Consider the following 14,016-nt stretch of genomic DNA (forward strand, 5'->3'; position numbering starts at 1 on the left):
GAACCTACCTGGGCGGCTGCGGCCAAATCTTACTCCCTTTCCCCAATAACCTGCAAGATCAGGCGGCGACGTCTGGGACGATTGTCAAAATCCAGCAAAACCACCTGTTGCCAGGTACCGAGACACAATCGGCCATCTACCACAGGAATATGAAGGGAAGGACCCAACAGCGCAGCTCGAACGTGCGAATAGCCGTTGCCGTCTCCCCAGCGCCGGTCGTGGGCATAGACAATGTCACGAGGGGCCATCCGTTCGATGGCATCCCTGAGGTCCTGGAGCACACCGCTCTCATATTCGATAGTTGTGAGGGCCCCTGTAGACCCGGGTACAAAAAGAATCATAGCACCATGCCGCACCTTACTTTCAGCAAGGTGATCAGCAACTATCCGAGTGATATCCACAATATCAGTGCCGCCGGTTGTCTCCAGTTCAGCCGTTGTCGTCAACACTGTGGTGGGCATTTTATCACTCCCTGGCCGCCAGGTGCTGAGGCAAGCTATAAGAAGTTTGCCGCCAGCGACCTTTTCTTCATCTCTTTCGCTAGAGCGCCCGTTGACAACTGCCCTAGAATAGCTTGGACTTGTAACATAAACAGGCTTTTGCTGCAAGTCCGGCAGCCGTCAACACTTGGTTTCCTTATCTGCTCCCTTCACCCAACTGGTGCCCCTGCAACTCATTATTGCTCTTGACGCCTCGGCAATAATCTGCTAGCTGATTGCTTAGCAAGCATAGCACAAAGCAATGAAATAGTTTTTCGCCTTCGTTGACTGCCGATCTGACAATTCAGCAGGTGCGGGACATACACAATGCAGATGCCTCATTTTATTGCCAACCTGAACATTCTCGACGTCTTGCTTTTCTCCCTGCTCGCCATCTCTGTAGTCCGAGGATTTATGCTCGGCATGATTCGCCAGGTTGTCTCTCTTCTGGGAATTCTGGCTGCTTTTTTTGCTGCTGGCCGTTATTACAAAGTATTTGCTGTTGCAATGGCTGCCCACCTGCCTGCCCTGCCCTATGGTTCTTATATAAGCTATGCGCTGCTCTTTGTTGCCAGCTGGCTTCTGGTGGTTCTCCTCGGGTCCCTACTGGGACGATTTACCCGGGCGGCTTTAATGGGTTGGGCAGATCGCTTGCTTGGAACTGCCATGGGACTGGTCAAAGGAGTTCTCGTTGTGGTGGTAGTGGTAACGGTTCTCACACTATTTTTGCCGGCCCGCTCCCGGATCCTTACCACCTCACATTTGGTGCCCCGCATCCAATATATTGGCTATTACCTGGTACGACTCACGCCCACCGAGGTACGCCACCTCTATCAGAAGCGCTCTACTGCACTTTATCGTTACCTCTCTCGCCAAAAATTGAGCAAAGCTTTCCAATAGCGGCTTGCCTTGCACTCTGCCGTGAACCCTAAGCACGCATCACCTGGAGCTCTAAACCCATGATTGAGAAACTGCAGGAGATTGTTCAGAGGTTGCGAGCAGCTGACGGCTGCCCCTGGGACCGCCAACAAACGCCAGAAAGCATAAAAAACTACATCCTGGAAGAGGCCTACGAGGTGGCAGATGCCGTGGAAAACAAATCGCCTCCCCAGGTGGCTGAAGAATTGGGTGATCTGCTCTTCATGGCTGTTTTTCTGGCTAATCTGTACATGGAAAAGCACTGTTTCTCCCTGGACGACGTGCTGCAGGGAGCAAAGGACAAGATGATTCGCAGACATCCGCACGTGTTCGGTGAACAACGCCTGGAGTCCAGCGAAGAAGTAAGGGAAAATTGGGAAAAAATCAAACAACGAGAACGAGCAGATAAAACGCTGGCCTCTGCCCTGGAGGCTGTGCCGCGCACTTTGCCTGCATTGATGCGGACCCACCGAGTGCTGGCTAAATTCCGCAGGGCACTCCACCGGCCCCTCGGCAGGGAGCTTCTTGCGCAGGAACTGGCCGAGGCCGTCGCAGCAATAACAGCATCAACCACTCATGAGAGCAGTAGCCCAGCAAAGCTATTAGGGAAGGCTCTCTTTCTGGCAGTGGCATTACACCTGGAAGCAAAAATCAAGGCTGAAGAAGCACTCAGCAAGACGGTCAGCGGCTTTTCGAAACGGATTGGCCAACTGGAAGTCAAGTTGCAGGAGAGCGGCAGAACTTGGCAGGATTTTTCAGAAAAAGAAGAGAAAGATCTTTGGCACAGTTTGTAGGTTACTGATCTTCACAGAAGCACAGTTAATTAGAAGCACCGGGCTTTGGTGCAAGGCACAGGACGAAACGATCCTCTTAAGCCGTCCAGCATAACCAGTGACCGACAACCGCAAACAAAATAAGATCCTTGACCGTGCACCCTCCCTCGAATTCTGCCAGTGCCGGAACTGACAGCCTGGAAGCCATGATTAGAGAGAACTGCGACACAGACTGCAATACTTACCGCTGCTTCCTCCCGGACCTGACGGGGTTCGTATCCGTCTGTTGCGCAGTGTCCAACCAGATCCAAGGACTGCCAGACTCCGACATTGCATGGACCCTCAGGAGGGGATTCAACCCCGCATAAGCGGCTTTCGGGTTACAGGGCACCGCTAGCTCCCCGTCTAGCACGGCCAAGGAATCCTCAATTTTGTCGATGTGCATAGCATAACACAAAACTCAGCTGAATCTCAAAGCATCTTTGCTGGCGAGCGTTCTTGCAGAGCCCCTATCACGCAGGGAGCTCTTCCCCGGTTGACAACAACACCCTTCTGGGCTCAAGGTGGAGGAGGCGCTCATAAAGTGTATCAGCCGCTGTAGGGTGCAGCAGATGCTCCCAGCCTCCCACATGCAGTAAGCAGCCAGAGTTCAACTGTCTGAACACCAGCTCCACTGCAGCAGCCATGCGGGCTTCCCTCTCTTGCCAGGTAGAGTCAGCCTGGCAGCCTCTACTATAGAAGTATGACAGCGGACCTCCCTGCCCATTGAGCAATTTCCCAGCAAGATGGTATTCCTGCCGCACCTTCGAGGGCATATCCTCAGGCTCTTCACCGAGCAACGCCTCTATGTTTCTGCTGCTGAACAGTTGCGGCCACTGTGAGCTGATCAACCTTCTGCTCCATTCCGAGGAGTCCACGCACTGGATGATCGCCCCATAGTCGTGGCCGTATTTCTCTGCCGCCTCATATTCAAATGGCACCTCGATTTGAACCAGCATAGCCTGAATCTGTCCCCACGCGCGCCAACACTTCCCTAGAGCTTCTGCCAGCTTCTTTGCTCTTGCCTGCACGATTCTAGCCTGGCGCCGACCGTACCTTTGCCGGTACCAGAGACCATAGGGACTCAGTTCCACTGTCACGGCAGCAGGACGCACTTTCTCGAGCAGACGGCGCAGCTTGCCTGCTCCGTCTGGATCACGATGCACCGTACCTACGAGCAAGAGCCCTTTGCCCCTGAGTCCCGTAGCAGCCATTTTCACTCGCGCGAGCGGATATTGTTCCCGAAACGTCGGAACCACCACTTTTCAGGATCAAACTTTTCAACTTTCTCCTGGACGAAAGAACATGGATAGAGCTGACAGTAATCGAGAAGCAAACGGTAGGCTGCATTCAGATCCTGCATTTTGGCCACGCTGGCTCGCTGGCTCCTCTGCCGGTCAGGATGCCATTCCTTGCAGAGTCGGCGATAGGCTGCCTTTATCTCTCTGATGCTGGCCCTCTCTTCCAGGCCTAGAAGTCTTCGAGCTCGGTCTATGTCAGCAAAACTGAAAGGTAACTGCTTCATTATTCCTCTACAGTGCCCGGGCTGCTGCTCAGCTTGCCTTTTCCAGGCTGAAAAGCCATGCGCTCCAACAGCGGCACAAGCTGCGAAAAATGACTCAGGTGGTAGTCGGCCTGCAGTTCTCTATTCCGATAGGCAATAAAGCATACGCCTGCCCGGAGGGCTGTTTCCTGGTCAACAGCCGAATCTCCCACATAACAGGCTTCCTGTCTGTCGATTTGGAAAAAAGATATGATCTTATCTATAGATTCGGGATGAGGTTTGGGCTGCGAAACATCCAAAGAGGTGACAACCATGTCGAAGTAGGGTTCGAGGGCAAAGCGGCGCAGCAAGCCTTTCATGGTGGTAGTTCGATTGGTGGCCACAGCAATGTGGTAGTTGCCATGCAGCTGCCGCAAACACTCTCGCAGCCCAGGTTGCAAAGTCAGCAGCGCCAGGATCGGCCCATAGTCCATATTTTGCCAATACTGCAAGGCCTGCTGGCGATGAGCGCTGTCTTTGAAAAGGAAAGCCAGGGACTGCTCCAGTGTGTGGGAGTGTACATAGGAAAGCTCCTCCTCGGTGAGAGGCTCCCTGTTGAAGTGGGAGAGAATCGTGTTATAAAAGGCAGCGTTTGCTTGCCGTGATTCAACGAGTACGCCGTCACAATCGAATATCACCGCGCGTATTCTCGAGCTCCCCCTGCCATGCTGCTCTTCCAACATCCTGTGGTCAGCCATCCTCCCCCGTGATTTTTTCCTGTCTGACGCTTTCTATGAAACGTTGATTGCTGCGCCGATTTCGCTTCACCTGAGCCAGAAATTTCCTCATCTCTCTGTCAGGAAACATGGCATTCAAGTCAAGTTCCGACTCACCAAAAACTCTATTGAGATCAATGGCATCCGCCTCGCAGTCGCTCTCCGCCTCCTGTGGCACATGTGGCTGCTGTTCCTCCATCTCACCTCTCGCCTGGCTGTTTCCCGAGGCAACATTTTCGCCAACCTCTCGAGGGGTCGAACATCTGATCGCCACTGTCAACGCTCCTCTTTTCTAGGCAGTAATTAAGACCATTCACTTGATCTCCTACCACATTCCCACAAAAGTTACTTTTCTTATTTCAACAAGTTAGTCACGAAGAACATTCTCCTTCTTTTATCCGCCGACTAATATATAATATCATCCAGAATGTCAAGCATTGCAGAGCTCCACAAACGACTCTAGGGAGGCAGTGAAGTGGCTCGGCCTGAAACTGAAATATTCGACATCCTGGTCATCGGCAGCGGCATAGCAGGACTCAGTTTTGCTCTCAAAGTGGCAGAAGAGTGCCGGGTTGCCGTGGTCACCAAGAAAGAAAAAGTGGAAACCAGCACCAACTATGCCCAGGGAGGCATAGCCTCCGTGCTGGGTCCGGATGATTCCTTCGATCTTCACATTCAGGACACCATTCAATCAGGCGACGGTCTGTGCCATGCAGATGTGGTGGAGATGGTAGTAAAAAACGGCCCGGCCCGCATCCAGGAACTGGCAGAGATGGGGGTTCACTTCAACATGGGCAAACGCGCCAACAGCTCCTTTGACCTCGGCCGGGAAGGAGGCCATTCCCGCAGCCGAATCGTCCATGCCCATGACATGACCGGCAGAGAAGTGGAAAGAGTTCTGGTGGCTATGGCCGAGGAGCATCCAAACATCGAGATTTTCGAAAATCACATTGCCATTGATCTTATTACTGAATGCCACTTCTTCAAGCGCGGCCTTCTAACCACCAGACGGAGGGTGCGGTGTTGGGGCGCCCATATCCTGGATATTCAGGGAAACAGAATCGTCACCTTCCTCGCCCAGAACACTCTGCTCTGCACCGGAGGTGCCGGCAAAGTTTACATTTACACCAGCAACCCTGACGTGGCCACCGGCGACGGTGTGGCCATGGCCTATCGCGCCGGGGCACTGATCGCCAACATGGAATTCGTCCAGTTTCATCCAACCTGTCTCTATCATCCCCACGCCAAGAACTTTCTCATTTCCGAAGCTCTGCGGGGCGAAGGCGGGCGGTTAATCGACAGACGCGGCCACCGCTTCATGGATAAATACCATCCCCTCGGGGATCTGGCCTGCCGCGACGTGGTGGCCCGGGCGATCGATACGGAAATGAAGCAGAGCGGCGATGATTGTGTCTACCTTGACATCAGCCATCGCGAGGCTGATTTCCTCGAGAAGCGTTTTCCCAATATCTATGATAAATGTCTATCGCTGGGAATCGATATGACAAGAGAACCGATTCCCGTAGTCCCTGCAGCTCACTATATGTGCGGCGGTATCCTTACTGACAAACAGGGCCGCACAAGCATCGAGCATCTCTATGCTCTTGGAGAGTCAGCCTGCACTGGCCTCCACGGCGCTAACCGCCTGGCGAGCAACTCCCTGCTCGAAGCCCTGGTATTCGCTCACAATGCTGCCCTGGATATCAACAGGCGAACTGAGACCGCAAAGAAAGAGCCGTTGCCCGAAATTCCACCGCTGGAGATGGACTTTCTCAGCAACAGGAGTGAGATGGTGCTCATTGCCTACAACTGGGACATAATTAGGCGCCTGATGTGGAATTATGTGGGTATCGTCCGCACAAACAATCGCTTGCGGCTGGCTCAGAACCACCTTGTCCAGATCCACCGGGAGATAAATGAACACTACCCAAATATCAGTCTCAACAGCGATCTCATAGAACTGCGGAACCTGGCAACGGTGGCACAAATCATCGTCACCTGTGCCCGGAGCCGCACCGAGAGTCGCGGTCTGCACTATAACCTCGATCATCCGCGCAAAGACGACGAGCATTGGCTGCACGACACCGTCACTCGCCTGGGGGACCAGCAAATGTTCTCGGGATAACAGCCTCCTCAGGAAATAAGGGCTCAGTCGCTCGGATTGAGCTCCTTTTCCCTGGGAAACATTGGCAGGTAACGATAGGAAAGAGAAATAAGCAGCGCCCCATATGCCACCAGGGCTACCGTGGGGGCCCACTCCTGCCAGGTGGGGATGTAGACCTGCCACTGATCAAAGGGCAGCACCGGTACAGCCAGGGTCTGCACGGTAAAGACGAAACGATTGAGCAAAATTCCGGTGCAGTCGAGCACACAGGCAGTAAGCAACCAGACGTCATCTTCCCTGCACCACGGACAGAGCAGCATCAGGGCCGGGAGCACGCCACAGACGCCGAGCTCGGCAACCAGCAGCCATTTGCCATAGGGCGACATGTAGAAATCACTGAGGTTGAACCCCTCACTCGGCGCCAGCTGACTGGCCCAGTACCAGGTGTCAGCGATCTTGACCACCATGTAGAAGGCCAACAAGTATCCGGTGATTCTGGCCAACTCAGAAAGAACTTCACGCCGGACCAGCTTCTTGCGGGTGATCTCCTGCAGCAGATAGCAAACCAGAATGGTGAGCGCCGGCCCTGAGGCTATGGCAGAGGCCACAAACAGGAAGAAAGTCCAGGGCCAGATAAAAAAGCCCTCACGGAAGGCAAAAGGCCTGCCGAACAGCACGCCGTACAATCCTCCCAGGGACCCCTGGTGGAAGAAGCTCAAAAAAGTCCCGGTGGCTGCAAACACCACCATGATCTCGTGCAGATTGTGACTGAAGTAGTGGAATTCAGGCACCCGATCCAGGACTCTGTTTTCCAGAATTAACGGCAGGTATTCAATAACGAGCACAATAGTGTAGCAGGTGATGCAAAAGACCACTTCCGTGAGCATGGAGTGGACATTTGGATGCCAGAATGTGAACCAGCCGCGCAGTGGTTGGCCGATGTCCAGGAGAAGTACGAGCTGGGCTCCAGTGTAGCAGATAAAGCCAATCACCACTGCCAGGTTAATGATGTCCTTCAGTTCCTTCTTGCCGATGACGTACGTGAGAAAGCCGGTAAAGAATGCCCCTGCTCCCAAGGCAATAATGCCAAGATCAGCCGTTATCCACAGGCCGAAGCCGAAATAATCATTCAGGCCGGTCTGATTGAGGCCTTTCCATAGGACCAAGAAGCCCGCCAGCAACCCCCAGCCGAGGAAAGCGAGAATCACCAGTACCCAGAGGGCGAACTTCTTGAACGAACAGCGTCTAACTCCCTCAGGAATGAGTGCAGAGTCCATGCTTATCCTCTCTTCTCCGTGGTATTTTGCCAACCGTTATCGACTCATATAAAGTTATCAGCCTGCTTGCGAATCCAATCCTGCTTGCTCAGATAGATTATCTTGGGGTGCGTCCCCAGCTTGGCCAGAAGCCGAAAAGCGTGAGGGCTCTTGGCCAGTTTGGCCACCTCACTGTGCGGGTCGTGAAGATTGCCGAAGGTCATTGCTTTTGTGGGGCAGGCCTCCACACAGGCAGGTACGTATTCTCCCTCCTCCAACTCGCGTCGTCCTTCCATAAATGCCTTGTCTTTAGCTCTCTGAAGCCTGTGGACACACATGGTGCATTTTTCCACCACACCCCGCATCCGTGGTGACACATCAGGCGTAAGCATCTGCTCCATCGGTTTCGGCCACTTCGGGTCCCACCAGTTGAAATAGCGGGCATGATAAGGACAGGCGGCCATGCAGTAACGACAGCCGATACAACGTACCGGGATCTGGTTGACAAGCCCATTTGCCTCGTCCCTTTTGGTTGCGTTCACCGGGCAGACAATGGTGCACGGGGAGTCATGTGGTGAGTCACAATGCTGACATGGCCTCGGCAAATACGCCTGTCGATGCTCAGGGTAAGGCTTGCCATTGTCCAGGTAAAACACCCTCAGCCAGGTGATGGAACGCAGCTTGTTACTCTCGTCCTCCCTGAAAGAAATGTTGTTTTCCTGCTGGCAAGCAACAGCACAGGCCATGCACCCGGTACATTTGTCGAGATCAATGACCATGCCGTAACGAACTCCACCTGTCTTGTGTTCGCTCATTTCTTACCTCACGCTCTGGAGATTTTTACTGGCGTTCCCCACCAGCTTGCAAGCCCGGTTAACGGCTCTTGCAGAACAGCGAGAACCTCATTGGCGTTCGCACCTTTGCCCCGGATGTACCTATCGAAGGCAGAGTGACCCAGTCCGAGCGGTATGAAAATTACCCCGGGTCTGGCAGACTCTGTCAGATGGAGGCGAACCTTGACAGAACCGATTGCCGTGGTCAGCTCCACGCGGTCACCCTCTCTGAGGCCCACTTCTTTTGCTGTTTTGGGGTTGATTTCAACGAAACTGTCTCTGCCCTTCAGCTCAAAATCAAACAGCATCTTGGTCATAAACGGCTGGTTTGCCAGAGGGCCATTCTCGATAATCATGACCTCATAGGGCATGAGCAGGTAAGGATATTCTTCTTTTCCTCCTGGAAGGTCAGCTGGCTGATAGTGCGGCAGATAGGTCGAATCCGAGCCAGTCACCCCAGCCTCTTTCAGAGCCTGGCAATAGAACTCGAACTTGCCGGAAGGAGTCTTGAAGGCAGAAGACAGGGAAGGCATGCTCTGAGAGGTGTCATACCAGCAGCCATGCTCCTGGAGCATTTCCCAGAGTTCATCTGCGGAGCCATAGTTAGGCGCAAGCCGCTCACCCAGGTGGCTCCATGGCTGCAGACCTGGCTCATCCGCCACCCTGCCGCTAGGAGCCGCAGCCAGTCCCTGAATTCTCGCCTGCAGCGCTTCTTCATAGTTGTCCCAGGGAAAACTGGCGGCCACACTGCCACCGAGCATTTTGGCAAGTTTGATTAGGACATCACCTGGATGGCGACACTCGAATCGGGGCTGCAGCACCGGCCGGCTCAAACCGAAGTAGGCGTACTGGAGCCCCCTGTCACCTGATACATCTTCGAAACGTTCCAGAAAGGTTGGTGCTGGCAAGATCAGATCGGCCATGACTGTGGTCTCATCCATAAAGGAGGAAAACGATACTACAGTGTCGATCTTTTCGAGGGCCTTGACAAAGAGATTCACATCGGCCAGATCATGCGCGGGGTTCGCCTCGTACACCCAGAGCATCTTTGTTGGATAGGGCTTCCCCTTGGGCACATTCTCGAGAAAATTGTACAGGAGGTGGCCTCCCAGAGGAAGGTCTGGTCCCCCGGAGCCGTCAAGCCTTTCTGAGCGCAGGCCATTACGGCTGGTACTATCCTGAACCACCTTGGGCCACGGTGCCAGCGGTGGCGTCACTGCCCAGCTCACACCACCTGGTCGATGCACACTTCCCACCAGTGCATTCAGACTCAGGACAGCAAGAAACTCATAGAGGCTGCCGTCCATCTTGCCCTGACCCCGGCCGCTCACTGCCAGAGCCGGCTTTGTCAAAGCAAAGTTCCGGGCCAGTTCAACTATTTTTTCCTGCTGAACACCGGTAATTTCGGCAACTCGAGCGGGGGTATACTCCTCGAGAAGCATAGACTTGAACCCCTGGTGGCGGCGACCCTGGCTGTCAGTCCAGTCATCGAAACCATGGGTGTAATTATCTACAAAAGCCCTGTCATAAATCTTCTCGCGGACAATTACATGGGCAAGACCCAGAGCGAGAGCAGCTTCTGTTCCAGGTGCTACGGCAAGCCATTCGTCTGCCTGGGAAGCGGTCAGTGAGCCGCGCGTTTCTATTTGAACCAGCCGGGTTTTCTGGCTGCCGCTCTTACTGCGCCACAGCCTGAACGCGCTCATCATTCGGCAGGGAGCACCCCATCCTTCTATAAGGTCAGCACCAAAACTCAATATCATTCTGGCATTTTCAAAATCATATGAAAGGGGAGTTCTCACACCCTGGCTCAGAAACACTCCAAGAGATTCCGCCTGCGCCGCAGCAGGCATGGTCAGGTAATTCGGCGACCCATAGGCTTCGAGGAAGCGGGAGAAAAACTCACTGACAGTTCCGTTCTGCTTGCCGCTCAGGCATACCAATCCTTGGGGTTGCGCCCGTAAGGATTTCAGTTTGGCTGCAAGCAGTGCCACTGCTTCGTCCCAGGTGATGGGCTCCAGGGTTTTCACCTCTCCCCGGGTACCTTTCTGTTTGAGGGGACTCTCTATACGGCTGATGCCGTAGTGGTATTGCAGGCCGGTGGCACCCAGAGGGCATATGCCTCCCTGATTGAGAGGATTGTTGGGATTGCCGTCTAGCCGTACAGCCCGTTTGCCATTGATAAGTCGAACTCTGATGCCGCAACCGCCAGGACAGAGTTGACAGACAGTATTGACCATAGTGGCCTCGCCCCGTTCAGGCGAAGGCCGCCAGGACCAGTTTTGTGACCAGATGGCAGAATCATCAGCCAGCTTCCACGGCAATGGTGACAGTAAAGTCCCCCCAATACCGCCAGCAATCAACTTGACAAAGGCCCTTCTGTCTACTTTCATGAGTAGCTTCCCCTTGAGCGATTGACCTTGTTCGTTCGTCTACTTATGACAGACGTCACAGCCGTTGTGCACACTTGCACGCGCATGGCAGTCCTCGCACTTATACATCTTCATAATCCCCTTGGGATATCCGGTGAGGCGATTCACCTGCACTGGTGGCGTCTCTTCCTCCTGGGAGGCGTCCCGGTGACAGGAGGTACACTCCATTTCGGCCATGAGCACATGAGCAGCGTGAGAAAAAAATACGTTATCCGGCTGCCTGGTATAGGAAAGCCAGGGGATCTCCTTGCCTGGCTCGACAAATTCTGTCACCAGTTTTGCTTCAGCCTCACTCTCGGTCATGGGCTCCTCGTGACATTCAGCACACTTCTCCACCTGGGGGATACCCACGTATGAGCCGTCCTCCCTGAAGCCATGGCAGTCTTCACAGGCCATGTCATTCTCCATGTGGACGGCGTGGTTAAAATTCAATGGCTGCTGCTGGGTAGAGTAGAGCAGCTTTGGGAAAACGACCCAGCCCACAAACAAGGCACCCACGAAGCCAACAACAAAGAGGGTCCAACCCAGTGCACCAGACTCCCGCTGTGTATGCTCTCCGCTCATGAAACGCCTCTATTCTCTATTTGATGTTGTAGGGTGAATGGATTGTCAACGCGCGTGATTTTCCGGGTCACGGTCAGCAGCACCCGGCACCACTCTTGAAAAAGCTTTTTTTCACAAATTAAACTGCTCCCTTTCTAGCGTGTTCATTTTCCTTTGTCAAGTGAAAATGTGTGCAATATCTTTATGCTATAGGTTTTTTCTTCTGTAAGGCCGCCGAACTTGACAGAGGAGGCATTGCTTTCTAAGCTGCACTGGACTTCTTGCCTCAAAGCCAGCAAGCAAAGCCCTTGCTGTGAATGACTATTTTCAGCAGCAGCGGCCTGCCAGGTGGTCGGCCTCTGCCATAGTTGGTATGATCACATAGAAAAAATCGCCGAGCGGCCGAGTAAAAGAGGCGCGGTTCAATTCGGAGCTCAGACAGTTTACTCATCGTCCTGCTGTTTCTAGCATGATCGTACCCCCAGCAACATTCCCCATTCCGCATTTGAAAGGTTTTGCCCATGGATCTCCACAAACTAGAGATCTTTTGTAAGGTTCTGGAATTGAAGAGTTTTTCCAAGGCAGCCGAAGCATGCCTTCGCTCTCAGCCCACGGTGAGTGAGCACATTCGCTACCTGGAAAATCTTTTAGCAGTGAGACTTTTTGATCGTTCAGGACGCGAGGTGACTGCCACAGCCGCAGGTGAAATCCTTTACACTTACGCCCGCAAAATGCTCAACGTCAAGCGTCAGGCCGAGAGGGCACTGCAACTTCACCGGGGCAAAATGGCCGGCACACTGGAGGTCGGAGGCAGTACTATACCTGGCCAGTATGTTTTGCCTGCCATTATTGGTCGTTTCAAGAAACAGTATGCAGAGATCCGCATCAAACTGCTGATCGATGATACCATGAAGATCAGCCAATTAGTTCTCGATGGCACTGTCGAACTGGGAGTGGTGGGTGCAAGAGTCAACAACGGCAAACTAGTCTTCAAAAAACTTTTTGAAGACGAGATGGTCCTGGCTGTGCCGCCTGGACATGCCTGGGAAGGGCAAACCTCAGTGAAACTCGAGCAGCTCACTGCTGCCCCTTTTATTCTGCGGGAGCCTGGCTCGGGCACCAGGATCATGACCGTGAAACTACTCGAAGATGCCGGCTTCGGCACTGATGCCACTCGTCAGGGCATAAAAGCAGGGGTAGGAGTATCAATCCTCTCAAAGATGGCCATCCGTGACGATGTACGCTTTGGTCTCATTGCGCAGGTGCCGATCAGAGGACTAGACCTGCGCCGCAGTTTCTATCTTGTAACACACAAGAGACGTTCACTTTCCCCACTTGGACAGGCATTCGTTGACTTTCTCTTTGAAATTCCCCAGGGAAGCGATATGTTTCCCTGAAAGGAGATTGCCCAGGAGCAGACCTCTCGAGGCGTCAGGTAGCGGCAACAGATCTCTTCTTCACCCGGCCATCTTGCCTGGCCTCTCCCCAGCGCTTTACTCAGAACCATGATCAGCCCTGTCGGTGCTGACAATGACCTGCTCCCCCATCTGCCGCCCGAGGCGCCGGGCAATCACTGGACACTTCACCTTTAACAGGAAAAACACGGGCGCCGCAACGTCACACAGTGTTTCGTAGTTTCCCTGGCCCTTGGCTATTATTAGATCTGCTCGCCAGAACAGTTCCTGGAAAGATGGCGAACAGAATTCCAGAATAGTGCCGGGCGCATTCGAGCCGTTGTCAACCACCTTTACCAGTTGCTGCAGCCCTGCTGCCTCGGCATCCTCTATGGTAGCATCGTTCAACACCGGCCCGCCGCGAACAACAAAGACTGTTTTTTCCGGAACCATTTGCTCGATGAGCAGCCGGTCGAAGACTATCTCGCCTGCATTGTCTCCCAGATAAACTATCCTTTTTGCTCGGGCGACAGCAGAGCGCAGAGAAGCAAGCATTGCAGTCGGCAGCTGCTGCACCATGGCCTGTTTGATTCCCTCCACCACCTGCTGCCTCTCAGGGGTGTAGCCCTGGCCAAAGTCTATGATGTTGCCGGCAATAGCCAACCGCACCGCGGTCTCAAAAGGATCAGCTGAATCATTTACCTGCTGCCGCATCTGTTCATACAACTCGAGGGCCAGCAGGTTGGACCTCTTTTTCACCTCTCTGTAAGGGTCTTCGCTACCAAGTTCCTGGCGAATCTCTGCGTGGATAATAGTGGCCAGTCGAGGCGGCGACTGCTGGAAGCTCACCTCGGCCAGCCGCAATAATACCTTCCTGAGTATCCTCTCCTGATCCCCCTCATCCACCTTTGCCAATCGCACCACTTCCATGGTTTGCCGCAGGAAGCAAGGGATACACTCCAGAGTCATGTTCATGAGAACCCCAC

At 53.7% G+C, this 14,016-nt stretch carries 14 protein-coding genes and 1 other RNA gene; 4 read left to right on the top strand and 11 right to left on the bottom strand.

The features are described 5' to 3' along the window. Positions 1–29: 29 nt before the first annotated feature. Complete coding sequence (locus JRI89_06285; GenBank protein MBW2070849.1) at positions 30–461, bottom strand: YjbQ family protein; 432 nt, start codon at positions 459–461, stop codon at positions 30–32. A gap of 345 nt (positions 462–806) precedes the next feature. Here JRI89_06285 and JRI89_06290 point away from each other — a divergent pair, with 345 nt between their 5' ends. Together JRI89_06290 and mazG are read left to right on the top strand one after the other, a co-directional pair. Then, entirely contained in the window at positions 807–1,379 is a 573-nt protein-coding gene (locus JRI89_06290) for a CvpA family protein (protein ID MBW2070850.1), read from the top strand. Between the two features lie 59 nt (positions 1,380–1,438). Further along, positions 1,439–2,191, top strand: coding sequence for a nucleoside triphosphate pyrophosphohydrolase (gene mazG / locus JRI89_06295; protein MBW2070851.1), 753 nt, complete (start codon positions 1,439–1,441; stop codon positions 2,189–2,191). Positions 2,192–2,323: 132 nt separating this feature from the next. Here the strand turns inward: mazG and ffs are convergent. The 5 genes from ffs to JRI89_06320 form a co-directional block, all read right to left on the bottom strand. Continuing rightward, positions 2,324–2,584, bottom strand: an RNA gene (gene ffs / locus JRI89_06300) — signal recognition particle sRNA large type. Between the two features lie 98 nt (positions 2,585–2,682). Beyond that, positions 2,683–3,423 carry a hypothetical protein gene (locus tag JRI89_06305; GenBank protein ID MBW2070852.1) on the bottom strand — a complete coding sequence of 247 codons (741 nt, stop codon included), beginning with the start codon at positions 3,421–3,423 and terminating at the stop codon, positions 2,683–2,685. Between the two features lie 2 nt (positions 3,424–3,425). Next, positions 3,426–3,734, bottom strand: coding sequence for a J domain-containing protein (locus tag JRI89_06310; protein MBW2070853.1), 309 nt, complete (start codon positions 3,732–3,734; stop codon positions 3,426–3,428). Continuing rightward, positions 3,734–4,450, bottom strand: coding sequence for an HAD family hydrolase (locus JRI89_06315; GenBank protein MBW2070854.1), 717 nt, complete (start codon positions 4,448–4,450; stop codon positions 3,734–3,736). The genes JRI89_06310 and JRI89_06315 overlap by 1 nt, the downstream gene beginning before the upstream one ends. Next, entirely contained in the window at positions 4,443–4,742 is a 300-nt protein-coding gene (locus JRI89_06320) for a hypothetical protein (GenBank protein ID MBW2070855.1), read from the bottom strand. The genes JRI89_06315 and JRI89_06320 overlap by 8 nt, the downstream gene beginning before the upstream one ends. 222 nt (positions 4,743–4,964) lie before the next feature. On the opposite strand from JRI89_06320, the gene nadB reads away from it, so the two are divergent. Continuing rightward, positions 4,965–6,593: an L-aspartate oxidase gene (nadB, locus tag JRI89_06325; GenBank protein MBW2070856.1), complete on the top strand. Its 1,629-nt coding sequence runs from the start codon at positions 4,965–4,967 to the stop codon at positions 6,591–6,593. A 23-nt stretch (positions 6,594–6,616) separates the two neighbouring features. On the opposite strand, the gene nrfD is transcribed toward nadB, so the two are convergent. Genes nrfD through JRI89_06345 form a run of 4 tightly spaced genes read right to left on the bottom strand, consistent with a single transcriptional unit; the run spans position 6,617 to position 11,657 of the window. Beyond that, positions 6,617–7,849: a polysulfide reductase NrfD gene (gene nrfD / locus JRI89_06330; protein ID MBW2070857.1), complete on the bottom strand. Its 1,233-nt coding sequence runs from the start codon at positions 7,847–7,849 to the stop codon at positions 6,617–6,619. Between the two features lie 44 nt (positions 7,850–7,893). After that, complete coding sequence (locus JRI89_06335) at positions 7,894–8,643, bottom strand: 4Fe-4S dicluster domain-containing protein (protein ID MBW2070858.1); 750 nt, start codon at positions 8,641–8,643, stop codon at positions 7,894–7,896. An 8-nt stretch (positions 8,644–8,651) separates the two neighbouring features. Further along, positions 8,652–11,054 carry a molybdopterin-dependent oxidoreductase gene (locus JRI89_06340; GenBank protein ID MBW2070859.1) on the bottom strand — a complete coding sequence of 801 codons (2,403 nt, stop codon included), beginning with the start codon at positions 11,052–11,054 and terminating at the stop codon, positions 8,652–8,654. A 39-nt stretch (positions 11,055–11,093) separates the two neighbouring features. Beyond that, a complete protein-coding gene (locus tag JRI89_06345) occupies positions 11,094–11,657 on the bottom strand; it encodes a cytochrome c3 family protein (protein ID MBW2070860.1) in 564 nt (187 codons plus the stop codon). Positions 11,658–12,157: 500 nt separating this feature from the next. Here JRI89_06345 and JRI89_06350 point away from each other — a divergent pair, with 500 nt between their 5' ends. Then, complete coding sequence (locus JRI89_06350) at positions 12,158–13,033, top strand: LysR family transcriptional regulator (GenBank protein MBW2070861.1); 876 nt, start codon at positions 12,158–12,160, stop codon at positions 13,031–13,033. A gap of 96 nt (positions 13,034–13,129) precedes the next feature. Here the strand turns inward: JRI89_06350 and JRI89_06355 are convergent, their stop codons facing one another. Beyond that, complete coding sequence (locus JRI89_06355; protein MBW2070862.1) at positions 13,130–14,005, bottom strand: DUF89 family protein; 876 nt, start codon at positions 14,003–14,005, stop codon at positions 13,130–13,132. Positions 14,006–14,016 lie beyond the last annotated feature (11 nt).

Source organism: Deltaproteobacteria bacterium (assembly GCA_019309045.1).
Lineage (GTDB): Bacteria > Desulfobacterota > Syntrophobacteria > BM002 > BM002 > JAFDGZ01.